The sequence below is a fragment of the Streptomyces sp. SirexAA-E genome, from assembly GCF_000177195.2.
Taxonomy (GTDB): Bacteria; Actinomycetota; Actinomycetes; order Streptomycetales; family Streptomycetaceae; genus Streptomyces; species Streptomyces flavovirens.
Genome location: NC_015953.1, coordinates 1,062,947 through 1,086,959, shown reverse-complemented (window position 1 = coordinate 1,086,959; position 24,013 = coordinate 1,062,947). Strand labels below are relative to the sequence as shown.

Below are 24,013 nucleotides of genomic sequence, written 5' to 3'. Positions count from 1 at the left end.
CGACCTCGAAGCGACGGTGAGGAGCCGACCGATGTTCCAGTGCCCCAAGTGTCACGCCCAGATGCACACGTACAACCGCAACGGTGTCCAGATCGAGCAGTGCAGCGGCTGCCGCGGGATATTCCTCGACTACGGCGAGCTGGAGTCCCTGACCCGCATGGAGTCCCAGTGGGTGCAGCAGGCGCCGCCCGCCCCGCCCGCCCCGCAGGCCTACCCCGCGGCCCCGGCCCCCGCCTGGGGCGCACCGCACCAGGGCGGGCACTACGGCGGCCACCACCGGCACAAGAGTTTCGGCCGGATGCTCTTCTCCTCCTGAGCCCGCCGGAGCCGTGCGCGGGTGCGGGCGGGGGAGCCCCTGGTCCGTACCCGCGCGGACGTCCGCGGAAAGCGCTTCCGTCCATGATCTGGTCATGCGCATGGCCGATGCCTAAAGTGCGGGCCCATGAACTACCTGGACCGGTCCCGCACCGTCGCACCCCCGGGCTGGAGCCGGTGGCTCGTGCCACCCGCCGCGCTCGCCGTGCACCTCTCCATCGGCCAGGCCTACGCCTGGAGCGTCTTCAAACCCCCGCTCGAATCCGCCCTGGACCTCTCGGGCACCGCCAGCGCACTTCCGTTCCAGCTGGGCATCGTCATGCTGGGCCTCTCCGCGGCCTTCGGCGGCACCCTCGTCGAACGCAACGGCCCACGCTGGGCGATGTTCGTCTCCCTGGTCTGCTTCTCCTCCGGCTTCCTCGTCGCCGCCCTCGGCGCGTCCACCGGCCAGTACTGGCTCGTGGTCCTCGGCTACGGCTTCATCGGCGGGATCGGACTCGGCATCGGCTACATCGCGCCCGTGTCCACCCTGATCAAGTGGTTCCCCGACCGGCCCGGCATGGCGACCGGCATCGCCATCATGGGCTTCGGCGGTGGCGCGCTCATCGCCTCCCCCTGGTCGACCGCCATGCTCGACGCCTTCGGCGCCGACCGCTCCGGCATCGCCACCGCCTTCCTCGTCCACGGCGTCGTCTACGCCGCGTTCATGGCGCTCGGCGTCGTCCTCGTACGGGTGCCGCCCGACGGCTGGCTCCCCGCCGGCCGGCAGCCGCACCAGAAGGCCCGCGGGCTCGTCACCACCGCCCAGGTCTCCGCCCGCAACGCCCTGCGCACCCCGCAGTTCTGGTGCCTGTGGGTCGTGCTCTGCATGAACGTCACCGCGGGCATCGGAGTCCTGGAGAAGGCCGCCCCGATGATCACGGACTTCTTCGCCGGAACGTCCGCCGCGGTCAGCACCTCCGCGGCGGCGGGCTTCGTCGCCCTGCTCTCGCTCGCCAACATGGCCGGCCGCATCCTGTGGTCCTCCACCTCGGACCTGATCGGCCGCAAGAACATGTACCGCGTCTACCTCGGTGCCGGAGCGCTCATGTACATCCTGATCGCCCGGCTCGGCAACGACTCCAAGCCCCTCTTCGTCTGCTGCGCGCTGGTGATCCTCTCCTTCTACGGAGGCGGGTTCGCGACCGCACCCGCCTACCTCAAGGACCTCTTCGGCACCTACCAGGTCGGCGCCATCCACGGCCGGCTCCTGACCGCCTGGTCCACCGCCGGGGTACTCGGGCCACTGATCGTCAACCGGTTCGCCGACGCGGGGGAGCGCGCCGGACACAGCGGCCCCAGCCTCTACACGACGTCCCTCACCGTGATGACCGTGCTGCTGGTCGTCGGCTTCGTCGCCAACGAGTGCATCCGCCCGGTCCACGCACGCTTCCACGAGGCGCCGGAAGAAAGGACTCCCCGTGTCCACCAGGACTCGTAAGCCGCTCATGGTGTTCGTCTGGCTCTGGGTCGCCGTGCCGTTCTGCTACGGCCTGTACGAACTCGTCCGCAAAGCCACCCAGCTGTTCACCGGCTGAACCGCCCGACCCGAACACGACGAAGCCCCGGTCATCGGATGACCGGGGCTTCGGACGGTGCGCGATACTGGGATTGAACCAGTGACCTCTTCCGTGTCAGGGAAGCGCTCTCCCGCTGAGCTAATCGCGCAGGTGACCCTGCGTGTACTGCGTGCGCGATACTGGGATTGAACCAGTGACCTCTTCCGTGTCAGGGAAGCGCTCTCCCGCTGAGCTAATCGCGCGGGGATCCTTGCGGACCAGATCCTTCCGGACCAGTGGACGATACTGGGATTGAACCAGTGACCTCTTCCGTGTCAGGGAAGCGCTCTCCCGCTGAGCTAATCGTCCTTGGAGGTGGAGACGGGATTTGAACCCGTGTAGACGGCTTTGCAGGCCGTTGCCTCGCCTCTCGGCCACTCCACCAGGGATGGGAGCTCGGGAAGATCCCCCACCTTCTGCGAGCGGACGACCAGGTTCGAACTGGCGACCTCAACCTTGGCAAGGTTGCGCTCTACCAACTGAGCTACGTCCGCTTGTCTTTCCCGGTCCGCTTGCGCGTCCCGGCGACGTGTTGAACTCTAGCGGATTCCCGGGCCAGCACAAAAACGCGTTTGCGCAGCGTGCTGCGCCCCCGTCGCCCCGCCGCAGGTCACCGGCGGCCGTCCTACACTCGTCCGCGTGCACGACCACGCCCCCATGGCCCGCTTCGGCGGCCTCGTCGCCTCCGGCCTGCAGGACGTCACCAGCGACCCCTCGGCCCTCGAATCGTCCGGCTTCTGGGCCGTGTGCGCCGACTTCGAGGGGCGCCTGACCTGCGCGCGCTTCGCCACCGTACGGGCCGGGCAGGTGCCGCCGCCCGTCCCCGGGGCCTGGCGCGGACCGGCCCCGGGTGACTGGACCTCATCACTCGACGAGGACGCCTACACGGCCGGTGTACGGCGGATCCGTGAACACATCGCGGCCGGCGAGGTCTACCAGGCCAACCTCTGCCGCGTCCTGACCGCGCCGCTGCCCGACGCCGCCGCCGACGTGGACGCCCTCACCGCCCTGCTCGCGCGCGGCAACCCCGCCCCGTACGCCGGGACGATCAGGCTGCCCGCCCACGGGGTGGAGATCGCCACCGCGTCCCCCGAGCTCTTCCTGAGGCGCGACGGCCGCACCGTCGAGTCGGGACCGATCAAGGGCACCGGGCGGACCGAGGACGACCTGCTGGACAAGGACCACGCCGAGAACGTGATGATCGTGGACCTGGTCCGCAACGACCTGGGCCAGGTCTGCGCGACCGGCAGCGTCACCGTTCCCGACCTGTGCGTGGTGGAGAAGCACCCCGGGCTCGTCCACCTCGTCTCCACCGTGCGAGGGCGGCTCGCCGACGGCGTCGGCTGGCCGGAACTGCTCGCCGCCGCCTTCCCGCCCGGCTCCGTGACCGGCGCCCCCAAGTCCAGTGCCCTGCGCGTCATCCGCGCCCTGGAGACCACGCCGCGCGGCCCCTACTGCGGCGGCGTCGGCTGGGTCGACGCCGACCGGCGCACCGCCTCGCTGGCCGTCGGCATACGGACCTTCTGGATCGACCGCACCGGCCCCGCGCCCCTGCTCCGCTTCGGCACCGGGGCCGGGATCACCTGGGGCTCCGACCCCGGCCGCGAATGGGCGGAGACCGAGCTGAAGGCGTCCCGGCTGCTCGCTGTAGCGTCGGGCGCGTACGACCCGGGCGAACCCGGGGACGAGGACACGGAAAGGACCGGGGCATGAGGATCTGGGTCGGCGGCGGACTGCGGGACGCCGATGACGCGCGGGTGTCGGTGCTCGACCACGGACTGACCGTGGGGGACGGCGTCTTCGAGACGGTCAAGGTCACCGAAGGCCGTACCTTCGCCCTCACCCGGCATCTCGACCGGCTGACCCGCTCCGCGCGCGGCCTGGGCCTGCCCGACCCCGACACGGACGAGCTCCGCCGCGCGGTGGCCGCCGTCGTCGAGGCCAACCCCGTGCCGCTCGGCCGGCTGCGGATCACCTGCACCGGCGGCCTCTCCCCGCTCGGCTCCGACCGAGGCGACGCGGGACCGGGTCTGGTCGTCGCCCTCGACGAGGCCGCGCGCCGCCCCGACAGCACGGCCGTGATCACCGTCCCCTGGACCCGCAACGAACGCGGCGCGCTGACCGGCCTGAAGACCACCTCCTACGCCGAGAACGTCGTCGCCCTCGCCCGCGCCCGCGAGCACGGGGCGTCCGAGGCACTGTTCCCCAACACCGTCGGACAGCTCTGCGAGGGCACCGGCTCCAACGTCTTCGTGGTCCTGGACGGCGAGATCCACACGCCCCCGGTCTCCTCCGGCTGCCTCGCCGGCATCACCCGCGCGCTCGCCGCCGCCTGGACCGGCGCCCGGGAGACCGAGCTCCCGCAGGACGTCCTGGAGCGGGCCGACGAGATCTTCCTGACCTCCACACTCCGCGACGTCCAGGCCGTCCACCGGGTCGACGGACGCGAGCTGCCGGGCGCCCCCGGGCCGGTCACGGCGAAGGCCATGCGGATCTTCGACGAGCGCGCGGCGGACGACCTCGATCCGTGACCTGCCGTAATCCGGGTGACAGGCCGCTCCCGGGCGGATAGAAAGCCCTGATGACCACGACACTGCGGCCCTCGGGGCCGATCGACGAAGGCGCCGACGGCGCGCGGGCCCGCACGTACGACGTGTGCGACAACGGGCACCCCGTCGGCGCAGTCGAGATCGGCACCGACCCCCGCTTCGGCCCCACGGCGGCCGTGCTGCGCTCCCTGCGGATCGACGAGGCCCACCGCAGGCGCGGCCGGGGCACGATCGCCGCGCTCGCCGCCGAGGAGGTGCTGCGCGGCTGGGGCTGCACCCAGGTCCGGCTGGAGGCGCCCGCGGACGACCCGGCGGCCCGGGGGCTCGCCGCCGTGCTCGGCTACACCGCGCGCAGCCGGAACATGCTCAAGGACCTCCGCGAGCCCGCGCCCGCACCGCCCGACGGCCTCACCGGACGCCCCATGACCGAGCGGGAGTTCGCCGTCTGGCTGAGCACCGCCGTGGACACGTACGCCCAGGAGTGGACCCGGCGGGGCATCCCCGAGGAGCAGGCCCGGCGCAAGTCGGAACTCGACCACGCCACGCTCCTGCCGCAGGGCCTGGCCACCGAAGGCACGAGCTTCCACGTCCTGGCCGCCGGGGACGACGTGGTCGGCCACGTCTGGGTGGCGCGGGAGACGCAGCGGGGCGAACCGATCGGCTTCGTCTTCGACGTCGAGGTCCGAGAGGACCGGCGCGGCCACGGCCACGGCCGCACGCTGATGCGCCTGGCCGAGGACGTCACCCTCTCGGCGGGCCTGGACCGGCTCGGCCTGCACGTCTTCGAGTCCAACACCCCGGCGCTGCGGCTGTACGAGTCGCTCGGCTACACCACGACCCGGTACCACCTGGCCAAGGCCCTCTGAACGCCAGGCGGTCAGCCCCGTTCCGCCAGCAGCCGGTCGGCGATCTCCTCGATCCGCTCCCGCAGCCCGTCCTGGCTCTTCCCGCCGTCCAGCCGCTCGTCACCGATCACATACGTCGGTGTCCCGGTGACCCCGATCGCCTTTCCCTCGGCCTGGTCCGCGTCGACGATCAGCAGGTGCCGGCCGTCGATCAGCGCCGTGTCGAACTCCTCGGCGTCCAGACCGAGTTCCGCGGCCACCTCGAGCAGCACCGGCTCACCGCCACGGGCGACGGAGTCGGTGCGCGCGAGCACGGCCTCGGCGTACGGCCACCCCTGGCCCTGGACGGCGGCCTCCTCGGCGGCCTGCGCCGCGGCGTAGGCGTGCTTGTGCTTCTCCAGCGGGAAGTGGCGCAGCCGGACCTCCAGCCGGTCGCCGTAGCGGGCGCGCAGGGCGCGGACGTCATGGAGGGCCAGATGGCAGTCGGGGCATTCGAGGTCGCACCAGAGGTCGAGGACGACCGGCGCCGCGGAGGGGGAATCGCTCATGGGGCCCAGTCTTCCAGGCCGGTGGGCGGCTTCCGCACCTGGTCCGACCAGCACCCGGGAACGGGCGAAGCGGACCGCCGGCAGTCCTCAGGGAGGAGCGAGGCCCTGAAAAGCCCCTGATGTCGTCCCGAGCCGTGGCCCCGACGCGGTGAACCGGTGCACGATGGAAGGGACGTTCCCGATGCGCTGGAGGCCCTGATGCTTGCCGAGACCATCTGTTCCGCCGTGTCGGCGGCGGGCCTGGGCATCGCCGCCGTCACCGCGTACCGCAAGCGCTTCCTCACGGCGACCCGGATCGCGGCGTACTCGCTGGTGCCGGTCGGCCTCGTGATGACCGGGGTCGTCGCCTGGGTCTCGGGCATCGTCTTCAAGCCGAGCGTCTGGATCGGCTTCGGGCTGCTGGCCGTGGCCTGGCTGCTCTTCATGACGACGCGGGCCGTGGAACGCAGAGGCGGCACGACGCGCAAGGAGCGCAGGGCCGCCCGGGCGGCCTCCCAGGACACCGCCGTCGCCCCCGGCGCCTCGTCGCCCTCCCTGACGAGCGGGAACCCCGTGCCGGACACCCGGCCGCAGGGCGCGGCGAGGAAGAAGCCGGCCGAGAGCGGGGACGACTTCAGCGACATCGAGGCGATCCTCAAGAAGCACGGCATCTGAGGCCCTGCGAACCGCGCCGCCCCCTCCGGGATGTGAATCGATTCATGTCCGGTGGGGGCGCTGCCGTGCCCCCGTGCGGCGCCGGTATATTCGGACGGGCCGCCGCGATCTTGACGGCGCCCGGAGGGCGTGCCTACCGTCCCGGATCGGATTGAATCAATTCACTCCCCTCTCCGGCGGACGGGCCATGACGCGGCGAACCGCCCGGACGCCGTCCGGACGGCTGGGACACGCCGCGCGGCGGCCGGACGCATCAGTGGGGCAGGGCAAGTGGGGCGTGTGGCAGGAATCAAGGACGTGGCCCGGCGGGCCGGGGTCTCGGTCGGCACGGTCTCCAACGTGATCAACCGTCCCGAGGCGGTGCTGCCGGACACCCGCGCCCGGGTCCTCGCGGCGATCGAGGAGCTCGGCTACGTACGCAGCGAGTCGGCCCGGCAGCTCCGGGCCGGTCGCAGCCGCATCATGGCGCTGCTCGTCCTGGACATGGGCAACCCCTTCTTCGTGGACATCGCCCGCGGCGCCGAACGCGCCGCCCGGGAGGCCGGCCTCGGCGTCATGGTCTGCAACAGCGACCAGAGCCAGGAGGAGGAGGCCGAATACCTCGGCCTCTTCGCCGAGCAGCGGGTCTGCGGCGTCCTGGTCACCCCGGCCGACGCCACCGGCGGCAACCTGGAGGCGTTCGCCCGCCACCGCATCCCCTACGTCCTGGTCGACCGGGTGGCGGCGAGCACCGAGCACTGCGCGGTCTGCGTGGACGACGTACGCGGAGGCATGCTGGCCGTCGGCCACCTCGTCTCGGCGGGCCACCGCTCCGTCGCCTATGTGAGCGGCCCCGACGACCTGTACCAGATCAGGGACCGACGCCAGGGGGCCCTCGCGGCCCTCGCGGAGGCCGGGCTCGGCCCGGAGGCGCTCGTGGAGATCCCCTCCGACCGCCTGGACGTGGCGGCGGGCCGGGACGCCGGAGCCCGGCTGCTCGGCCTCGTCCCGCGGCCCACCGCGGTCTTCTGCGCCAACGACCTGCTGGCCCTCGGCGTCCTCCAGTCCCTGTACGCCGCCGGGGTCCGGGTGCCGCAGGACATCGCCATCGTCGGCTACGACGACATCGAGTTCGCGGCCGCCGCGGCCGTACCTCTGACCTCCGTGCGGCAGCCCGCCACGGTGATGGGCAGGATGGCCGCCGAGATGCTTCTGGAGGAGGCGGACGACACGGGCGGCGTGCACCGGCACCGCAGCGTCGTCCTCCAGCCCGAGCTGGTGGTCCGCGCCTCCAGCTCCGCCCCGCGCGGGCCCGTGCGTCCCACTCCGTGATCCACAGGCCGCACACATGACCGCCCCTCGGACGCCGGAGCGAATCCGCGCAGCCCGGAGAGAGTGAACTCACCGCTAGGACAACGATGTCGGCCATGGGCACAGGCCGGACTGCGTCATGATCGTTCCGAGATGGTGGACACATTCCGGGGCGAGGCCCCCGCACCCCCTGCCGAAGAGCCCCGTGGCTGCCTCTTCGCGCTGTCCCAGCCGCCGCTGATGATCTTCCTGACGGTGGTCGGAAGTCTGCTGCTGATGGCCGCACTGCACGATCTCTTCCTGCTGTGAGCGGGCCGGGGGACGGGCCGGCGCGCCGCTCCGGTCAGCGCGCCGCTTCCCGGCGCCGGGCCCGGTACGCGGCGACGTGGAGCCGGTTGCCGCAGGTGCGGCTGGAGCAGTAACGGCGCGAACGGTTCCGCGACAGGTCGACGAAGGCGTGCCGGCAGTCCGGCGCCTCGCACCGTCGCAGCCTCTCCTGCTCACCGGCCACGACGAAGAAGGCGAGCGCCATGCCGCAGTCCGCCGCGAGGTGGTCCGAGAGCGAGGCGTCCGGTGCGAAGTAGTGCACGTGCCAGTCGTAGCCGTCGTGGTTGGTGAGCTGCGGCGTGGTGCCGGCGGCGGCCACGAGCCGGTTGACGAGCCCGGCGGCGGTGGGCGCGTCCGGAGCGGCGAATATCTCCGCGAACCGGGCGCGTACGTCGCGCACGGCGTACAGGTCCTTCTCGGTGAGGACCCCGACACCGCTGATGTGGTGCCGTTCGGCGAAGCCGTGGAGCGCCTCGATGTCCGCGAGCCCGTCGCCGGGCCCGCCCTCCGGCGCGGTGTTCACCAGATCCACCACCGTGTCGAGGGCGATCCGGGTGTCGTGTGGGATCAGCACGCTTCGCTCCCTGGCCTCCGGCGGGCGGGCGCCCGCCGATGGCGGATGACTCTACTGGCTCGCCGGATCCCCCCACGGCCCGGTGCGGGCCCGGGGCCGCGTGGCGGGCGCCCCCGGGAGGCACTGTGGGAGGCTTCGGGGCCCCAGGAGGCCGCGAGGCGCCCCGACGGGCCGTTCGGCCGGTGCGTGTGGGGTCTGTGCGACGCGAGGGGTGTGCGACACGGGGGTGCGGGCCTGCGGACGCACCGGCGCCGTCGCCGCGGTGGGTTCCGCGGCGACGGCACCGGTGTCCGCCGTATGAGGTTGTCCGCGCGACGCCGTCTCCCCGAGTCGGACGGCGTCCCGCAGCTCTCGGCCTGGCTCAGCTCTCGGCCAGGATGTGCGAGAGCTCCGTATCGAGGTCGAAGTGACGATGCTCGGTGCCGGGCGGGACCGCGGCGTCGGTCCTTTTCAGGAACGACTCCAGGGCCCGTGCCGGGGCCTCGAGCAGTGCTTCGCCCTCCGGGGAGCTCAGCGCGATGCAGACGACGCCTTGGCCGTGACTCCGGGATGGCCAGACGCGGACGTCTCCGGTGCCGGTGGGCCGGTGCAGCCCCTCGGCGAGGAGGTCACGGGCGAAAACCCACTCGACCGTCTCCTCCGCTCCGGTGTGGAAGGTGGCGTGCACGGCATAGGGATCGGCCGTGTCATACCGCAGGCCCGCGGGTACAGGCAGTGAGGACTCGCTCGACACAACGAGGCGCAGGTGCAGCTCGCAGCTGACCGTGGTGTTCATAAGCGCCAGGGCCTTTCGCTCAGTGTGCGCTCGGGGATTCGCACGTCGGCGAAATCGACATGCCACCTACGGTGGCGTTGTAAACCCCTCTGACCTATTTGTGAGGCTTCGGGTCACTCGTCCGGCGGTGTGCTGCTTTGGGGTATGCGTCCATTCCGGTGACGGACGCCGTTCCGGTAGGTTGGGCAGCATGGATGCGGAGAGTGACGAGCGGGGAGAGGTCGCCGTGTCGTCGGCGCCCCGGCCCGCGACGGGGGACGCGCGGTCCGGGGAGCGGGTGCTGGGATCGCGGGCGCCCGCGTACATCAGGTCGTCCCGGGTGCTTCACCTGAGCTGGCAGGTCGGGATCTTCGTGGTCGGCCTCGCGGTCGTGGGCGCGGGCATCGTGATGCTTCCGCTGCCCGGGCCGGGGTGGCTCGTGATCTTCGGAGGCATGGCGATCTGGGCGACCGAGTTCGTCTGGGCGCAGCTCGTGCTGCGCTGGACGAAGCGCAAGGTCACCGAGGCCACCCAGCGCGCCCTCGATCCCAAGGTGCGCCGTCGCAACATCATCCTCACCACCGTGGGACTCGTGATCATCGCGGTGCTGGTGGGGGTCTACGTCTGGAAGTTCGGGATCACCATGCCGTGGAAGATCGAACGGTGACCCGGAGGTGGTCCGGGGGCGCCGCTGACATGGGGTAATGTTTGCGGTGCGCCGGGGCGATTAGCTCAGTGGGAGAGCGCTTCGTTCACACCGAAGAGGTCACTGGTTCGAACCCAGTATCGCCCACCCCGACCGATGGCCGGAAGCTTCGAAAGAAGCTTCCGGCCATCGGTGTTTTCCGTAGGCGCCCACGCCCGGGGCCTCGGCGTCCCGTGGCCCCGTTGCCCGCTCGGGTGTCCGAGCGTGCCGTTCCGCCGTCGGCCCGCTCGCCCGGCGATTTTCGTCCGAACCGTTGACGGGCCCGGTGTCGCTCCCTACTTTGACCCAGCAAGCGCTTTCTAAAACGATTCAATGCGAATGGTGGGGGCGAGCTATGTCTCGGAACAACGGCATGGACCGGCGGCAGCTGCTGAAGCTGGCGGGCCTCTCGGCGGCCGGTCTGGGGCTGACCGCCGCCGGCTGCGGCGCGGGCAGCGGTTCCGGGGGCACGGTCACCATCCGGCACTCCTGGTGGGGGGCCGACGACCGGGCGAAGAAGGTCCAGCAGTGCGTCGCCCTCTTCGAGAAGAAGCACCCGAAGATCAAGGTCAAGACGGACTTCCAGCAGTACGCGGACTTCTGGAAGAAGTTCAACACCCAGGCAGCCGGGGGCAACCCTCCCGACGTCATCCAGAACGCCGTGACCTTCCTGCGCAAGTACGAGGCGAAGAACGTCCTGCTCGACCTCGCCCCCCAGGCCGAGAAGGGCAACCTCGGCCTCGACGGCTTCCGCGCCGGCCTGGAGAAGTTCGCCGAGATCGACGGCAAACTGCTCGGCGTGCCGGTCGGAAGCAACTCGATGGCCCTGGTCATCGACGAGGACGCCTTCGAGAAGGCGGGCGTCACCCCGAAGCTCGGCTGGACCTGGGACGAGTGGTACGCCGGTCTGGAGAAGATCAGGAGCACCCAGAAGCTCGCCGGCGACTCCGGCCCGCACGGGGTGATGTACCTCTACGACATGGTGCTCCGGCAGAACGGCAAGGCGTTCTTCACCGAGGACGGCATGGGCTTCTCGGAGGCCGAACTGCTGCCGTACTGGACCGAGGCGCTCGCACGCGTCAAGGACGGCGTCTACGCGGACCCCAAGAAGATCGAGCAGATCAAGCCCGCCCTGGCGCTCGCCAAGGGCCTGTCCGCAGGCGAGTTCAACTGGGACAACTTCTCCGTACGGTACGGGGCGGAGGGCAAGGGGCGGTACGGCCTCGCGCCCGTGCCCAGCACCGACGGGAAGAGGACCGGCCAGTACCTGGGCTCGCTCATGCTGAGCGGCACGGCCCGCACCAAGCACCCGGCCGAGGTCGCCACCTTCATCGGTTTCATGACCCATGACCCGGAGGTCGCGCGGATCATGGGCTACGACCGGGGAGTCCCCGCCACCACCGCCCAGTTCGAGGCCTACCAGCCCGCGGACGCCCCCAACAAGGCCGTCGCCGCGTACGAGACCGAGATCGCCGACGCCGGGGTCCTGGAGCCGATCACCCCGCACCCGGCCGGCGCCGATGTGATCGAGGCGGCCTTCCTGCGCATCGGCACCGACCTGTCCCTGGGCAAGGCCTCGCCGCAGGACTCGGTGAAGCAGTTCTTCACCGAGGCCGAGACCGCCCTCGCCTCCAACTGAGAGGCCGCGGTGACTCACATCCAGACGTCCCCGGGCACGCTCACGCCCGCGGCCGAGCGGAACGGTCCCGCGGCCGAGGCGCCGCCCGGCGGCCGCGAGCGTACCGGCGGCCGGGAGAACCTGGCCGGCTATCTCTTCATGTCGCCCTGGATCGCCGGCTTCCTGTTCCTGATCGCCGGGCCCATGGTGTTCTCGCTGTACCTCTCGTTCACCGAGTACAACCTGTTCGACGCGCCCCGCTGGATCGGTCTGCGGAACTTCACCGACATGTTCGCCGACCCCCGGTGGCGCCAGTCGGTCAAGGTCACCTCGTGGTACGTACTGATCGGCACCCCCGTCAAGCTGGCCGCGGCCCTCGCCGTCGCCGTGCTGCTCGCCCGGAAGCGGTGGGGCCAGGCCTTCTACCGGGCGGCGTTCTACGCCCCCTCGCTGATCGGCGCGTCCGTGTCGGCGGCCATCGTCTGGCGGGCGCTGTTCTCGGACGGCGCCCTCGTCGACCGTACCCAGAAGGTGTTCGGCGTCGAGGTCGGCGGCTGGATCGGCGACCCCCAGATGATCATCTACGCGCTGGCCGCCCTCACCGTCTGGCAGTTCGGCGCCCCGATGGTCATCTTCCTGGCGGGCCTCAAGCAGGTCCCGCGCGAACTGTACGAGGCGGCCGAGGTGGACGGGGCCGGGCCCTGGCGCAGGTTCTTCCACATCACCCTGCCGATGATCTCGCCCGTGCTGTTCTTCAACGTCCTGCTGGAGACCATCCACTCCTTCCAGATCTTCGGCTCCGCCTACATCGTCAGCAACGGCACCTGCGGCCCGGCCGACGCCACGCTCGTCTACACCTGTTACCTGTACGAACAGGGCTTCGTGAACAGCCGTATGGGCTTCGCCTCCGCCATGGGCTGGCTGCTCCTCGTCACCGTCGGCCTGGTCACCGCCGTCCTGTTCCGGTCCCAGAAGCGCTGGGTGCACTACGAGGAGGGCGGCCGATGAGCCTCCTGGCAACAGCCGTACGACGCCGTGGGCCCGGTGCCCTGGCCTGGCACCTCGGCGCGCTCGTCCTCCTCGCCGTGGTCCTCTACCCGGTGGTGTGGACGATCGGGGCCTCGTTCAAACCCAGCGCGGACATCATCGGTGGCCCGGACCTGTTCCCCGCCGACCCGATCACCGACAACTACGCCCGGCTCACCGAGGGCATCGCCGACATCCCCATCTCCACGTTCTTCCTGAACTCGGCCTACGTCGCCGTCGGTTCGGTCGTCGGCGTGGTGCTCTCCTGCTCGCTGACGGCGTACGCCTTCGCGAAGGTCCGCTTCGCCGGCCGCAACGTCATGTTCGCGGTCATGATCGGCACCCTGCTGCTGCCGTACCACGTACTGATCATCCCGCAGTACGTGCTGTTCCAGAAGCTGGAGCTGATCGACACCTTCACCCCGCTGCTCATCGGCAAGTACCTCGCCACCGACGCCTTCTTCGTCTTCCTGATGGTGCAGTTCATGCGCGGTCTGCCCAGGGAACTCGACGAGGCCGCCCGGCTCGACGGCTGCGGGCACCTGAGGATCTACTGGTCGATCGTCATGCCGCTCTGCCGGCCGGCGCTCATCACCAGCGCGATCTTCACGTTCATCAACGCCTGGAACGACTTCATGGGTCCGCTGCTCTACCTCAACGAGCCGGACAAGTACACCGTCTCCATGGGGCTCAAGATGTTCATCGACCAGGACGCCGTCGCCGACTACGGCGGCATGATCGCCATGTCACTGGTCGCCCTGCTGCCGGTGCTGGCCTTCTTCCTGGCCTTCCAGCGCCATCTGATCGACGGCATGGCCACCTCCGGTCTCAAGGGCTGAGGGGGACGCCGTGCAGAACGATGCCCGTACGAGGGTGGCCCGTCCGCGCTTCATGGACCGCTTCGGCCTGTTCTCCGAGTGCCTGCTCACCGGCGTGTGGATCGCCCTGGCCGCCCTGCCGCTCCTCACCTTCCCCGCAGCCCTCGCCGCCGGGACCCGGCACCTGCGCCGCCACCTGGCGGGGGAGCGCGGCGGCTTCCGCGCCTTCGTCACCGACGCACGCGCGGCGGCACGTGGCGGCTGGCTCGTCGGCGCGTCGGTGGGGGCCGCGGGGGTGCTGCTCCTGACGGACCTGGCGGCCGTACGGGCAGGACTGCCGGGCGGGCCCCTCGTGGGGGCCGTCGGCATCCTCGCCCTCATCGGCCTGCTGGTCGCGGTGGTCCGCGCCGCCGCCCGCTGGGAGCCCGGTGACACCTGGCGGGCGCTGCTGGCCGACGCCGGCCGGTGCACGGTCCGTGACCCGGCCGGTTCCCTGCTGCTCGTCTGCGGCATGGCCGTCGTCGTACTGTCCGGCGCCCTGGTCCTGCCGCTGGCCGTCCCTGTCCTCGGGGCGCTCGCCGCCGCGGCCACCGCCGTCGAAGCCCGCCGGTCCGCCCGCCGACCTGCCGGTGACCGATACGCCTGAGGGCTGTCCCGTATCCCTGGCGGGCGCGCGACGACGGCTACGGCACCTCGCCGCGTCGTCGGAACGCCCGAATACTCCCCCTGAGCTTCGTCTGGGAGGGGCCCATGCGTATGCGGACGTCCTCCCGCCTTGCGACGCACCGCGTCCGACGCCGCACGCCGATCCACCAGGTATTGCGGGACAGCCCTCAGCGCATCCGCCCGAGGCTCTCCCGCACCCGGCGCGCGTCGCGCAGCCGCTGCTCGTACGTCGCTCCGAGCGCGAGCAGCAGCAGCCCGGCGAGCGCCGGGAACGCCCAGCGGGGGAGCGCGTCGAGCACCTGCGCCACATGCGGGGCCAGCTCGTGCAGCGCGTCCAGTGCCAGCACCGAACCGCCCAGCACCAGCGGGGCCTGGAGCCGGCGCCGGGCCCCCACCAGCGTCACCACCAAGGCCGCCACGCCCAGCAGCAGCGGGCGCGCCCAGTGCGGGTCGGGCCAGGCCGTCACGAGGCTCGGCAGCAGCGTCACGGCCAGCCCCGGACCGTACGCCACCCAGGACGAGGCCTCCGGGTCCCCGCGCCGGCGCAGGAAACCGACGCCGCAGGCGACCACCGAGACCGGCAGGGTGTACGCCTCCGGATCCGCCACTCCCGAGGCCCCCAGCCGTACCCACGTCGCCGCCACGAACAGCCCCGCCGCCAGGTACCCCGCACCGGGCCGGCGCTCCGGGCGCAGGGCGGTCGCCGCCGCCAGCACCCCGCACAGCCCCAGCACCAGCGCGAGGTACGGCGCGTCCGGCACCGACAGCCCCACCGCCACCAGCGCGCCGAACGCCCCCGCGATCTCCAGCGACAACGACAACGACAACGACAGCGACAACGGCCGTGACAGCGGCGGTGACGGCGAGAGCGTCGGCGCCGCCGCCCGCAGCCGCAGCCCGAGCCCCACCGTCACCGCCGGGACGGCCAGCACCGCCACAGCGGCCCGGGGCGCGCTCCACCCCAGCGACGCCCCCACCGCCCCGGCCACCACGAGCGCGCACAGCACCGAGGCGACGGCCGCGACCGACCGGACCGCAGCCACCCGCGACCGGACCGCCACCCCGGCGAACAGCACCACCAGAGCACCGAACACCGCGTGCGTGGCGGGCTCGGCGGCCAGCGCCGGCAGCCCCGTACCCACCGCCCCGACCAGCGCGCACCCCAGAGCGGTCCACGCCACAGCGTCCGGCGCCCGCCGCACCGCGACCTCCGACAGCCCCGCCACCAGCAGCAGTCCCACCACCACCGCCACCGCGTACGACGCGTCCACCACGACGGGCAGCACCACGGCCCCCGCCCAGCCCAGCCCCAGCGCCCCGCAACCGGCGGCGGCCCACCAGCCCGTGCGCGGACCGCCCGCCCGGCCCCGGGCCGCGTACGCCGCGCCCAGCAGGGCCGCCGACACCAGCAGCACCACCGGCGCGGGCCCCGCGTCCGGCCATCGCACCGACGCGCCCACGGCGCCCCGTACACCCTCCGGCGCCCCGGACCACACGTCCGTCACCAGCGACGCCGGACCGAACAGCACGGCCGCCACCACGGGCAGCACCACCAGCACCGCGGCCCCCGTCACCGCGACCGAGGCCCCCACCACCCCCCGCACCACCGGGCGGGGGACCGCCCGCAGCCGCACCACCGCCGACAGCGCCGCACCGCACAGCAGGTACACCACGACCGCCCAGCTCCACGGCACACCCGTGCGCAGCACACCGCCCACCCCGGCCACCGCCGAGCCACCCGCCACCACGCCCCCGGTCACGGCCCACTCCCGCGGCGCCCGCCACCCGGCGGACAGCGCCACCACCGCACCGGCCAGCAGCAGCGCCCCCGGCCCCACGGCGGCCACCGCGCCACCCGCCGACAGCGACGTCACCAGACCGATCAGCAGTGCCACCGACCCGGTCACAGCGGCCCCGGACCAGGCGGCGACCCGCACCGCGAGCCGGCCGCCCCACGACGCCACCGCGACGTCCGCCGCTGCCGTCACCAGCAGCGCCCACCCGAAGGCGACCGCGGCCCCGTCGGCGTACCAGGCCCACAGCACCAGCGGGAACTGGCCCGCCACCACCGCCGCGGGCAACGGCAGCCGGAGCCGCCCGAGCCCCAGTCCGTACGCCGCCCACGCCACGGCGAGCACCGCCGACGAAGCCGCCGCGAAGCCCAGGCCGTCCGTGTCCGGCAGCACCGCCGCGTGCAGCGCGTAGGTGTCCAGCACCGTCAGCACCAGCGCGACCGCGGCCAGCGCCTCCGCCGTCGAGGAGAGCCGCCGGCCGAGCAGCGGGGCGGGCGCCACCAGCGCACCGGCCGTCACCGCCGTCAGCACCGCCGAACGGCCCGCGATCCCCATCTCGCCCCAGCTGAACAGGGTGAAGGCGATGGCCGCGACCGCCAGCAGCAGGCCGCCCAGGCCCAGCAGCACGTTCTGCGCACCGCGCGCACCGGTGGCCGGCGCGGCCTGCCGCGGAGGCCCCCAGGCGAACGGGGCCGCGACCGGCCGGAATCCGGGCGGCGGGGGCGACAGCGGCGCGACCGGCGGCCGCAACACGGCGACCAGCCAGGAGCGTCGGCTCAGCAACTGGAGGCGACGGGCGTCCAGCCGGGCCAGTTCACGGTCGAGGAGCGCCAATTCCTCGGCGGGCGGCGGCACATGTTCCATGTACCGGAGTGTGGCGGCGGCCACAGGCGCGTACATGCGCTCGGGTACTCACTTCCACCGCTGAGTAGGCCCCCACCCGCAGACTGGGCCCATGGACTGGAACCACTACCGCTTCACCACTGTCTGGGACCTGCCCGTCGGCCCCGACACCGCCTTCACCGCGCTCGAACACCCCGAGGACTACCCCCGGTGGTGGCCCCAGGTCCGCGCGGTCACCCGCGTCGACGACTCCACCGCGACGGCGCGCTTCCGCTCGTCCCTCCCGTACAGCCTGGTCGTGACCCTCCACCGGCACCGGCGCGACCCGGCCGCGCGGATCCTCGAGGCCGCCATGAGCGGCGACCTCGACGGCTGGGCCCGTTGGACCGTCACCCCGCGCGACGGCGGCAGCCGGATCGTCTACGAGCAGGAGGTCGATGTCCGCACCGCGCTGCTGCGCCGTCTTGCCGTGCCCGGACGGCCCGTCTTCCGCGCCAACCACACCCTGATGATGCGCTCGGGGCGGCGGGGGCTGACGGCGTGGCTCCGAACGGTTTGAACACAGCCCGTCGGGCCCTGTATGGTTCAACCCGTTCCCGGGCGATTAGCTCAGTGGGAGAGCGCTTCGTTCACACCGAAGAGGTCACTGGTTCGAACCCAGTATCGCCCACCCGGGAAGAGCCGGTCCGTCGGCGTCACCGACGGACCGGCTTTCCCGTACCCGCGCCCCTCAGGCCGCCGCGGGCAGTTCCGGACGCAGCGGCCAGGCCGGCTCCGGCGTCTGCGGAACGCCGCTCTTCTCGAACCACGCCTGAGTGCCCCGCGCCTGCGCCGCGTGCCACCGCGCCTGCAAGGTGTGCAGCTCCGCCGGGCTCAGTCGCTCCAGCCGGGCCGAGAACCTTCGGCCCAACGCGCGCACCAGCTCCAGCGAGGCCGCCGCGTCGGCGGCGGCGCCGCGCGTCCCGTCCAGCTCCACGCCGTACAGCTCCAAGAGGTCGTCCAGCGCGCGGCGGCCCTTGCGGTAGCGGTCCAGGTGGCCGTCCAGTACCCGTGGGTCCAGCACGCACAGCGGCTGGTCGCCCAGGTACCCGGCCAGCGACGACGCCCGGTGACGCCTCAGCTCCCGGTCCAGCAGGGTCAGGCCGAACGGTGCGTCCATCACGACGACCGGGCGCCGAACCGCACACTGCTCGGCCAGCGCGCGGGCCAGCTCCTCCATCACCGGGGCGGGCCACCGGCCGTTGCGCTGCAGGTGGTCGTCGGTCAGCCCGTGGATCTCCGTCGCCCCGGCGGGCACCGGGATCCCCGGACTGACCAGCCATCGGGTGACCCGGAACCGTCCACCCGTCGTGTCCTGGATGACGAGGGCGGCCGAAACGATCCGGTCCTCCTCGACGTCCGCGCCTGTCGTCTCCGTGCCGAAAGCGGCCAGTGGGCCGTCGAACCAGTGGATCATCCCCGAACTCCTCGCCCCTGAGCGGCAGATGACGGCATTCCTCTGCCCGGTTCGGTGATACCCGGGCCGTTTGCCCGGTACGCCGCTCACGGGCGCCGTCCTGCGGCGGTGACCCGCGTCACAGGTCCGGACGGCCCGCGGCCGTGCCGCCCGCCCGGCCGCGGGGTGCCCCCGCGCGGGGGCGGGGAGGAGGCGGGCCGGTATCCCTTTCGCGTCGAGGGCCCGTGGCTCGGTACGATTCCTCTTGCGTCCGCGACAGGCGGCGCGCCCCCTCAGTCAGGAGAGACCGGTGTCAGACGTCCGTGTGATCATCCAACGCGATTCCGAGCGGGAAGAGCACGTGGTGACGACGGGCACGACGGCCGCCGAGCTCTTCCCCGGGCAGCGCACCGTCGTCGCCGCACGGGTCGACGGCGAGCTGCGGGACCTCGCGTACGCGCCGAAGGACGGCGAGGTCGTCGAGCCCGTCGAGATCACCTCCGAGGACGGCCTGGACATCCTGCGGCACTCCACCGCGCACGTGATGGCCCAGGCCGTGCAGGAGCTCTTCCCCGAGGCCAAGCTGGGCATCGGCCCGCCGGTCAAGGACGGCTTCTACTACGACTTCGACGTGGAGAGGCCCTTCACGCCCGAGGACCTCAAGGCCGTCGAGAAGAAGATGCAGGAGATCCAGAAGCGCGGTCAGCGCTTCTCGCGCCGCGTCGTCACCGACGAGGCCGCCCGCGCGGAGCTCGCCGACGAGCCGTACAAGCTGGAGCTCATCGGCATCAAGGGCTCCGCGTCCTCGGACGACGGCGCGGACGTCGAGGTGGGCGGCGGCGAGCTGACCATCTACGACAACCTCGACCCCAAGACCGGTGACCTCTGCTGGAAGGACCTCTGCCGAGGCCCGCACCTGCCCACCACCCGGTTCATCCCCGCGTTCAAGCTGATGCGCAACGCGGCGGCGTACTGGCGGGGCAGCGAGAAGAACCCGATGCTCCAGCGCATCTACGGCACCGCCTGGCCCACCAAGGACCAGCTCAAGGCGCACCTGGAGTTCCTGGAGGAGGCCGCCAAGCGCGACCACCGCAAGCTCGGCAACGAGCTGGACCTCTTCTCCTTCCCCGACGAGATCGGCCCCGGCCTCGCGGTCTTCCACCCCAAGGGCGGCGTCATCCGCCGGGCCATGGAGGACTACTCGCGGCGCCGCCACGAGGAGGAGGGCTACGAGTTCGTCTACAGCCCCCACGCGACCAAGGGCAAGCTCTTCGAGAAGTCCGGTCACCTGGACTGGTACGCCGACGGCATGTACCCGCCCATGCAGCTCGACGACGGGGTGGACTACTACCTCAAGCCGATGAACTGCCCGATGCACAACCTGATCTTCGACGCGCGTGGCCGCTCCTACCGCGAACTGCCGCTGCGTCTCTTCGAGTTCGGCACGGTGTACCGGTACGAGAAGTCGGGCGTCGTGCACGGCCTGACCCGCTCGCGCGGCTTCACGCAGGACGACGCGCACATCTACTGCACCCGTGAGCAGATGGCCGAGGAGCTGGACCGGACGCTCACCTTCGTCCTCAACCTCCTGCGCGACTACGGCCTCACCGACTTCTACCTGGAGCTCTCCACCAAGGACCCGGAGAAGTTCGTCGGCTCGGACGAGGCCTGGGAAGAGGCCACCGAGACGCTGCGCCAGGTCGCCGAGAAGCAGGGCCTCCCGCTCGTCCCGGACCCGGGCGGCGCCGCCTTCTACGGCCCGAAGATCTCGGTGCAGTGCAAGGACGCCATCGGCCGCACCTGGCAGATGTCGACCGTGCAGCTCGACTTCAACCTGCCGGAGCGCTTCGACCTGGAGTACACCGGCCCGGACGGCACCAAGCAGCGCCCGGTCATGATCCACCGTGCGCTGTTCGGCTCCATCGAGCGCTTCTTCGCGGTGCTCCTGGAGCACTACGCCGGCGCGTTCCCCGTGTGGCTGGCCCCCGTCCAGGCGGTCGGCATCCCGATCGGCGACACCCACATCCCGTACCTCCAGGAGTTCGCCGCCGAGGCGCGGAAGAAGGGGCTGCGGGTCGAGGTGGACGCCTCCTCGGACCGGATGCAGAAGAAGATCCGCAACCACCAGAAGGCCAAGGTCCCGTTCATGGTCATCGTCGGCGACGACGACATGAACGCGGGCACGGTGTCCTTCCGCCACCGCGACGGATCGCAGGAGAACGGCATCCCCCGCGACGAGGCCATCGCCAAGCTCGTCGACCTGGTGGAGCGCCGCGTCCAGGTCTGACCCGCACCGCGTGAGAGGCCCCCGGAGAGCTACCCGCCCTCCGGGGGCCTCGTGGCGTCCTGCCGGCTGAACACCTGGACCAGCCACGACGAGAACGACCCCGTCACCGCTCCCAGGAGCGCCAGCCCGCACGCCATCAGCCCCGCCGCGATCACCCGCCCCACCGGGGTCACCGGCACCGCGTCGCCGTAGCCCACGGTGGTGAGCGTCGCGCAGGCCCACCACACCGCGTCGCCGAAGGTACGGATCGTGGAGCCCGGGGCGTCGTGCTCCTGCTGGTACACGGCCAGCGAGGCGGAGAAGCCCAGCAGCAGTGCCGAGGTGCCGGCGTACGCCATGACCCGCGCGTACAGGCTGAGCAGCGGCCGTTCCCGGCGCAACTGGAAGCGGGTGTACAGCTGGACCACCCGCAGCGGGCGCAGCGGGGGGAGCAGCAGGACCAGGGTGTCCAGCCAGTGGGTGCGGACGAAGCGCCGGCCCTGGCCGCTGAGCCGGAGCCGTACGCCGTAGTCCGCGGCGAAGAGGAGCCAGGTGGCGGCGACCAGGACGAGGACGACGTCGCGCCAGGGCTGGATGGGGCGCGGGACGAGGACATGCACCGCGTAACCGGCGAGGTAGACCAGGGACGCGACGAGCAGCGGCATCTCCGTGCGGCGTTCCCATTCCGCGAGCCGGTGGGGGACGGGGGCGGTGGGGCGGTCGCTCATGGCGTCAGCATCGCGGTGCGCCGCCGGGGTCGGCCCCGGCGACACGCGCGGCGGAGGCGAAGCAATATGCTGGCGGGCATGACGAGTGAGCCGGAACAGCAGATCGGAGTGGGGACGCCCGACGCGTTCCAGCGCCTGTGGACGCCCCACCGGATGGCGTACATCCAGGGTGAGAACAAGCCGAGCGGGTCGGAGGCCGGCGACGGCTGTCCGTTCTGCGAGATCCCGTCGAAGTCGGACGAGGACGGGCTCGTCGTCGCGCGGGGCGAGAAGGTGTACGCCGTGCTGAACCTGTACCCGTACAACGGCGGGCACCTGATGGTGGTGCCCTACCGGCACGTCGCCGACTACACGGACCTGGACGGCCCGGAGACCGCGGAGCTGGCCGACTTCACCAAGCGTGCGATGGCCGCGTTGCGGGCGGCCTCCGGGGCGCACGGATTCAACATCGGGATGAACCAGGGGGCGTCCGCGGGCGCCGGTATCGCCGCCCACCTGCACCAGCACGTGGTGCCGCGGTGGGGCGGGGACACCAACTTCATGCCGGTGGTCGGTCACACGAAGGTGCTGCCGCAACTGCTGGGGGACACCCGGTCGATGCTGGCCGCGGTGTGGCCGGCCCGGCCGCTCTCCGCCTGAGCGGACTCACGGCGAGGACGTACGGGGTGCCCCGGGGCACCCCGTACGGCGTTCACGCGTCGTAGACGTCGGCCTTCTTCGGTGCCGCGTCCTGGACGGCGCCGCTGAGGGCCATGGAGCGGCTGGTGAAGCGCTCGGTGTCGACCCCGTGCTCCTTGAGCACCTGCATGGCCGCGGAGTGCACGACCCGCAGGACGGGGGTCGCCGTCCGCATGGCGTCGTCCGCCATGAAGCGGTGGCCCCAGGGCTTGGCCGCCCAGGCGTGGCGCAGCCCGAAGGGCTCCGGAAGCGCTATCTTCCCGCCGAGGTAGTCCAGCAGCGGCGGGTACCAGGTCAGCGGGGCGCGCAGGGCGAGCCTGACGACCTCGTTCGCCTTGACCAGGGGCAGGGTGATGGAGCGGGTCTCCCAGAACCTGACGGCCTTCTTGACCGTCTTCGTCTCGGCGGCGGGCTTGGTCAGGAAGAGCGGGTGGACCGGACCCAGCGCATGGCCCGTGACCTCGATGCGCAGGGTCTCGTGGAGCACCGTGACGGTGATCAGCATGGTCAGGACGAGCTGGCCCTCCCAGAGGACGAACTGCACGCCCAGGTAGTGCCGGTCGCCGCTGCCGAACTGCTGGTGGTTGCAGATGCGCTGGATCTCGTGGGGCTTGACCTGGAAGGTCGCGACATCCTCGCCCTCGGGGCGGGAGACCGAGCCGGCGTCCTCCCCGACGGGCGAGACGATCCAGTGCTTCACGGACGGCGGGGTGAAGCCGCCGGTGTTCAGCGGGCCGCGCTCCAGCATCTTGAGCTGGTCGTGGATGGCCCGCACCACGTCCCAGCTGCGGAACTGGTGGATCTCCTTGGACGGGTCCGCCGGGTGCAGCTCCTCGGCGAGATGCCAGCTGCCCCAGCGGGTGCCCATGCCGAGGATGCCCTTGGGGCCCGCGTAGAAGACCGAGTTGGACTGCTGTTCGGCGGAGAGCTTCTCCAGGCTCTGGCGCAGGGCCTCGCGTGACGTCTCGTTGGGATTCTTCGGGGCCGCCTCGGGGATCTTGGCGATGACACCCGATCCGCTGAGCAGTCCTTCCCAGCGGGCCCGCATGTCCTTGGCGGACGCCTCCGCGATCCGTTTGGCGAGCAGCCAGCCGATGACCGGGGCGACGACCGCGGCACGCAGATAGAGCGCGATGAAGCCGGTGAGCGGCATGGCGACCAGGAACAGGACCGAGAGCCCGCCCACGACGAGGAGCAGTACGGTCCCCAGGGCCCGGAAGGCGACGTCCTTGGACTTGTTGAAGGAGTCGCGCAGCCGGAAGGTCAGGACCCACAGGAGGAAGCCGGGCAGGAAGAGGATCCCGAAGACGGCCGTGACCAGGGTGAGCTTGCTGTCCCGGGCCTTGCGGAGCCGGGTGGCGGACAGGCAGTGCTCCACCACGGTCTGGGGGTCGAGGCCGAAGGACTGGATGAGGGCGCCGCGGCCGCCGCCGAGCATGCGCTCCTGGACGGCGCGGGAGAAGGCCTCACCGAGATTCGGCTTGAAGTACTCGGACTTGAACAGCTTGGAGCTGCCCGCCTTCACCTCGGACTTGTGCCATTCGCTGTTGGCCTTGAGGATCTCCGTCACATCGCTGTCGCGATACGCGGCGGAGGCGAGGGCGTTGGTCGCCACCGCCTGTCCGCCCGAACCCTGAAGCGGGATCTGCGCTCCGGGAGAGAAATCGAATCCGTCCATCGCTGCTGTCGCCCCCACTCGCCCGCACGGCCTGCTCCTGCGGCTGTTCCCAACTACCGTGTCTCGCACACCTGCTGAGCTGGGGTCAACAGCGTAGCGTCCGGAACGTGCCACCGCCCGTGATTGGGTGGGCGGGGCACGGCCGGATACGGCCCGCCGGTGGGTACATGTACGGTTCGCCCCGCTATGGAGTGGTACGCGGAGGCGCCCGGCGCGCAGCCGCAGTGCGGTTCCGCGCCCGGCGTACGCCCCGTCGAGGCCGGCCGCGAAGGGCGTGCGCCGCCGTCCGGACCGGCGGGGACGGGGTGCCCCGCCGTGGGACGGC

The 24,013-nt window shown here is 71.8% G+C and carries 23 protein-coding genes and 7 tRNA genes; 18 read left to right on the top strand and 12 right to left on the bottom strand.

Annotated features, from left to right (window positions below; genetic code table 11):
* The first annotated feature begins 31 nt into the window (after positions 1-31).
* Positions 32-316: a zf-TFIIB domain-containing protein gene (locus tag SACTE_RS04665; RefSeq protein ID WP_014044872.1), complete on the top strand. Its 285-nt coding sequence runs from the start codon at positions 32-34 to the stop codon at positions 314-316.
* A gap of 126 nt (positions 317-442) precedes the next feature.
* Complete coding sequence (locus SACTE_RS04660; RefSeq protein WP_014044871.1) at positions 443-1,795, top strand: OFA family MFS transporter; 1,353 nt, start codon at positions 443-445, stop codon at positions 1,793-1,795.
* 155 nt (positions 1,796-1,950) lie between these two features.
* Here the strand turns inward: SACTE_RS04660 and SACTE_RS04655 are convergent.
* From SACTE_RS04655 to SACTE_RS04635, 5 genes are all read right to left on the bottom strand, one after another.
* Positions 1,951-2,022: transfer RNA gene (locus tag SACTE_RS04655), tRNA-Val, on the bottom strand.
* Positions 2,023-2,044: 22 nt separating this feature from the next.
* Positions 2,045-2,116, bottom strand: a tRNA-Val gene (locus SACTE_RS04650).
* A gap of 34 nt (positions 2,117-2,150) precedes the next feature.
* Positions 2,151-2,222: transfer RNA gene (locus SACTE_RS04645), tRNA-Val, on the bottom strand.
* 1 nt (position 2,223) lies between these two features.
* Positions 2,224-2,297: transfer RNA gene (locus SACTE_RS04640), tRNA-Cys, on the bottom strand.
* 37 nt (positions 2,298-2,334) lie between these two features.
* Positions 2,335-2,407 (bottom strand) — tRNA-Gly (locus SACTE_RS04635).
* Positions 2,408-2,570: 163 nt separating this feature from the next.
* On the opposite strand from SACTE_RS04635, the gene SACTE_RS04630 reads away from it, so the two are divergent.
* The 3 genes from SACTE_RS04630 to SACTE_RS04620 are packed head-to-tail and all read left to right on the top strand — an operon-like array spanning position 2,571 to position 5,328.
* Positions 2,571-3,626, top strand: coding sequence for a chorismate-binding protein (locus tag SACTE_RS04630; protein WP_019993668.1), 1,056 nt, complete (start codon positions 2,571-2,573; stop codon positions 3,624-3,626).
* Positions 3,623-4,444, top strand: a complete 822-nt coding sequence (locus SACTE_RS04625; RefSeq protein WP_014044868.1) for an aminodeoxychorismate lyase — start codon at positions 3,623-3,625, stop codon at positions 4,442-4,444. Before SACTE_RS04630 ends, SACTE_RS04625 begins: the two co-directional genes overlap by 4 nt.
* A 50-nt stretch (positions 4,445-4,494) precedes the next feature.
* Positions 4,495-5,328 (top strand): GNAT family N-acetyltransferase, encoded by an 834-nt coding sequence (locus SACTE_RS04620; RefSeq protein ID WP_014044867.1) that lies wholly within the window; start codon positions 4,495-4,497, stop codon positions 5,326-5,328.
* An 11-nt stretch (positions 5,329-5,339) separates the two neighbouring features.
* Here SACTE_RS04620 and SACTE_RS04615 read toward each other — a convergent pair whose 3' ends face one another.
* Positions 5,340-5,855, bottom strand: coding sequence for a DsbA family protein (locus SACTE_RS04615; protein ID WP_014044866.1), 516 nt, complete (start codon positions 5,853-5,855; stop codon positions 5,340-5,342).
* 198 nt (positions 5,856-6,053) lie between these two features.
* Between SACTE_RS04615 and SACTE_RS04610 the strand changes: the two genes are divergently transcribed.
* From SACTE_RS04610 to SACTE_RS34505, 3 genes are all read left to right on the top strand, one after another.
* Positions 6,054-6,509, top strand: coding sequence for a hypothetical protein (locus tag SACTE_RS04610; RefSeq protein WP_014044865.1), 456 nt, complete (start codon positions 6,054-6,056; stop codon positions 6,507-6,509).
* Positions 6,510-6,779: 270 nt separating this feature from the next.
* Complete coding sequence (locus SACTE_RS04605; protein WP_014044864.1) at positions 6,780-7,820, top strand: LacI family DNA-binding transcriptional regulator; 1,041 nt, start codon at positions 6,780-6,782, stop codon at positions 7,818-7,820.
* 132 nt (positions 7,821-7,952) lie between these two features.
* Complete coding sequence (locus SACTE_RS34505) at positions 7,953-8,108, top strand: hypothetical protein (protein ID WP_014044863.1); 156 nt, start codon at positions 7,953-7,955, stop codon at positions 8,106-8,108.
* Positions 8,109-8,142: 34 nt separating this feature from the next.
* Here the strand turns inward: SACTE_RS34505 and SACTE_RS04600 are convergent, their stop codons facing one another.
* Together SACTE_RS04600 and SACTE_RS04595 are read right to left on the bottom strand one after the other, a co-directional pair.
* Complete coding sequence (locus tag SACTE_RS04600; protein ID WP_014044862.1) at positions 8,143-8,700, bottom strand: CGNR zinc finger domain-containing protein; 558 nt, start codon at positions 8,698-8,700, stop codon at positions 8,143-8,145.
* Positions 8,701-9,061: 361 nt separating this feature from the next.
* Entirely contained in the window at positions 9,062-9,475 is a 414-nt protein-coding gene (locus SACTE_RS04595; RefSeq protein WP_003959770.1) for an SsgA family sporulation/cell division regulator, read from the bottom strand.
* A 190-nt stretch (positions 9,476-9,665) separates the two neighbouring features.
* Between SACTE_RS04595 and SACTE_RS04590 the strand changes: the two genes are divergently transcribed.
* From SACTE_RS04590 to SACTE_RS04565, 6 genes are all read left to right on the top strand, one after another.
* Positions 9,666-10,121 (top strand): TIGR02611 family protein, encoded by a 456-nt coding sequence (locus SACTE_RS04590; RefSeq protein ID WP_014044861.1) that lies wholly within the window; start codon positions 9,666-9,668, stop codon positions 10,119-10,121.
* 54 nt (positions 10,122-10,175) lie between these two features.
* Positions 10,176-10,247, top strand: a tRNA-Val gene (locus tag SACTE_RS04585).
* 247 nt (positions 10,248-10,494) lie between these two features.
* Positions 10,495-11,778 (top strand): extracellular solute-binding protein, encoded by a 1,284-nt coding sequence (locus tag SACTE_RS04580; protein ID WP_014044860.1) that lies wholly within the window; start codon positions 10,495-10,497, stop codon positions 11,776-11,778.
* Between the two features lie 9 nt (positions 11,779-11,787).
* Positions 11,788-12,765 carry a sugar ABC transporter permease gene (locus SACTE_RS04575; RefSeq protein WP_014044859.1) on the top strand — a complete coding sequence of 326 codons (978 nt, stop codon included), beginning with the start codon at positions 11,788-11,790 and terminating at the stop codon, positions 12,763-12,765.
* Positions 12,762-13,622, top strand: coding sequence for a carbohydrate ABC transporter permease (locus tag SACTE_RS04570; RefSeq protein WP_014044858.1), 861 nt, complete (start codon positions 12,762-12,764; stop codon positions 13,620-13,622). Before SACTE_RS04575 ends, SACTE_RS04570 begins: the two co-directional genes overlap by 4 nt.
* A gap of 52 nt (positions 13,623-13,674) precedes the next feature.
* On the top strand, positions 13,675-14,247 hold the full coding sequence (locus SACTE_RS04565; RefSeq protein ID WP_050986389.1) for a hypothetical protein: 573 nt from the start codon (positions 13,675-13,677) through the stop codon (positions 14,245-14,247).
* Positions 14,248-14,434: 187 nt separating this feature from the next.
* Here the strand turns inward: SACTE_RS04565 and SACTE_RS04560 are convergent, their stop codons facing one another.
* Positions 14,435-16,924 carry a hypothetical protein gene (locus SACTE_RS04560; protein ID WP_026359216.1) on the bottom strand — a complete coding sequence of 830 codons (2,490 nt, stop codon included), beginning with the start codon at positions 16,922-16,924 and terminating at the stop codon, positions 14,435-14,437.
* 91 nt (positions 16,925-17,015) lie between these two features.
* On the opposite strand from SACTE_RS04560, the gene SACTE_RS04555 reads away from it, so the two are divergent.
* Positions 17,016-17,462, top strand: coding sequence for an SRPBCC family protein (locus SACTE_RS04555; protein WP_014044855.1), 447 nt, complete (start codon positions 17,016-17,018; stop codon positions 17,460-17,462).
* Between the two features lie 39 nt (positions 17,463-17,501).
* Positions 17,502-17,573 (top strand) — tRNA-Val (locus SACTE_RS04550).
* Between the two features lie 60 nt (positions 17,574-17,633).
* Here the strand turns inward: SACTE_RS04550 and SACTE_RS04545 are convergent.
* Positions 17,634-18,359, bottom strand: a complete 726-nt coding sequence (locus SACTE_RS04545; RefSeq protein WP_014044854.1) for an exonuclease domain-containing protein — start codon at positions 18,357-18,359, stop codon at positions 17,634-17,636.
* A 289-nt stretch (positions 18,360-18,648) separates the two neighbouring features.
* Between SACTE_RS04545 and thrS the strand changes: the two genes are divergently transcribed.
* Positions 18,649-20,625, top strand: coding sequence for a threonine--tRNA ligase (gene thrS / locus SACTE_RS04540; RefSeq protein WP_014044853.1), 1,977 nt, complete (start codon positions 18,649-18,651; stop codon positions 20,623-20,625).
* Between the two features lie 29 nt (positions 20,626-20,654).
* Here the strand turns inward: thrS and SACTE_RS04535 are convergent, their stop codons facing one another.
* Positions 20,655-21,332 carry a potassium channel family protein gene (locus tag SACTE_RS04535; protein WP_014044852.1) on the bottom strand — a complete coding sequence of 226 codons (678 nt, stop codon included), beginning with the start codon at positions 21,330-21,332 and terminating at the stop codon, positions 20,655-20,657.
* A 66-nt stretch (positions 21,333-21,398) separates the two neighbouring features.
* Here SACTE_RS04535 and SACTE_RS04530 point away from each other — a divergent pair, with 66 nt between their 5' ends.
* The gene (locus tag SACTE_RS04530) at positions 21,399-21,971 is read left to right on the top strand and encodes an HIT domain-containing protein (RefSeq protein WP_014044851.1); all 573 of its coding nucleotides are present in this window, start codon (positions 21,399-21,401) and stop codon (positions 21,969-21,971) included.
* A 52-nt stretch (positions 21,972-22,023) separates the two neighbouring features.
* Here SACTE_RS04530 and SACTE_RS04525 read toward each other — a convergent pair whose 3' ends face one another.
* A complete protein-coding gene (locus SACTE_RS04525; protein ID WP_014044850.1) occupies positions 22,024-23,688 on the bottom strand; it encodes a membrane protein in 1,665 nt (554 codons plus the stop codon).
* Positions 23,689-24,013 lie beyond the last annotated feature (325 nt).

Coding starts and splice junctions, on each gene's coding strand:
- SACTE_RS04665 (WP_014044872.1), top strand. CDS start 32: ATGTTCCAGTGCCCCAAGTGTCACGCCCAGATGCACACGTACAACCGC.
- SACTE_RS04660 (WP_014044871.1), top strand. CDS start 443: ATGAACTACCTGGACCGGTCCCGCACCGTCGCACCCCCGGGCTGGAGC.
- SACTE_RS04630 (WP_019993668.1), top strand. CDS start 2,571: ATGGCCCGCTTCGGCGGCCTCGTCGCCTCCGGCCTGCAGGACGTCACC.
- SACTE_RS04625 (WP_014044868.1), top strand. CDS start 3,623: ATGAGGATCTGGGTCGGCGGCGGACTGCGGGACGCCGATGACGCGCGG.
- SACTE_RS04620 (WP_014044867.1), top strand. CDS start 4,495: ATGACCACGACACTGCGGCCCTCGGGGCCGATCGACGAAGGCGCCGAC.
- SACTE_RS04615 (WP_014044866.1), bottom strand. CDS start 5,855: ATGAGCGATTCCCCCTCCGCGGCGCCGGTCGTCCTCGACCTCTGGTGC.
- SACTE_RS04610 (WP_014044865.1), top strand. CDS start 6,054: ATGCTTGCCGAGACCATCTGTTCCGCCGTGTCGGCGGCGGGCCTGGGC.
- SACTE_RS34505 (WP_014044863.1), top strand. CDS start 7,953: ATGGTGGACACATTCCGGGGCGAGGCCCCCGCACCCCCTGCCGAAGAG.
- SACTE_RS04595 (WP_003959770.1), bottom strand. CDS start 9,475: ATGAACACCACGGTCAGCTGCGAGCTGCACCTGCGCCTCGTTGTGTCG.
- SACTE_RS04590 (WP_014044861.1), top strand. CDS start 9,666: ATGGATGCGGAGAGTGACGAGCGGGGAGAGGTCGCCGTGTCGTCGGCG.
- SACTE_RS04580 (WP_014044860.1), top strand. CDS start 10,495: ATGTCTCGGAACAACGGCATGGACCGGCGGCAGCTGCTGAAGCTGGCG.
- SACTE_RS04570 (WP_014044858.1), top strand. CDS start 12,762: ATGAGCCTCCTGGCAACAGCCGTACGACGCCGTGGGCCCGGTGCCCTG.
- SACTE_RS04565 (WP_050986389.1), top strand. CDS start 13,675: ATGGACCGCTTCGGCCTGTTCTCCGAGTGCCTGCTCACCGGCGTGTGG.
- SACTE_RS04560 (WP_026359216.1), bottom strand. CDS start 16,924: ATGGAACATGTGCCGCCGCCCGCCGAGGAATTGGCGCTCCTCGACCGT.
- SACTE_RS04555 (WP_014044855.1), top strand. CDS start 17,016: ATGGACTGGAACCACTACCGCTTCACCACTGTCTGGGACCTGCCCGTC.
- SACTE_RS04545 (WP_014044854.1), bottom strand. CDS start 18,359: ATGATCCACTGGTTCGACGGCCCACTGGCCGCTTTCGGCACGGAGACG.
- SACTE_RS04535 (WP_014044852.1), bottom strand. CDS start 21,332: ATGAGCGACCGCCCCACCGCCCCCGTCCCCCACCGGCTCGCGGAATGG.
- SACTE_RS04530 (WP_014044851.1), top strand. CDS start 21,399: ATGCTGGCGGGCATGACGAGTGAGCCGGAACAGCAGATCGGAGTGGGG.
- SACTE_RS04525 (WP_014044850.1), bottom strand. CDS start 23,688: ATGGACGGATTCGATTTCTCTCCCGGAGCGCAGATCCCGCTTCAGGGT.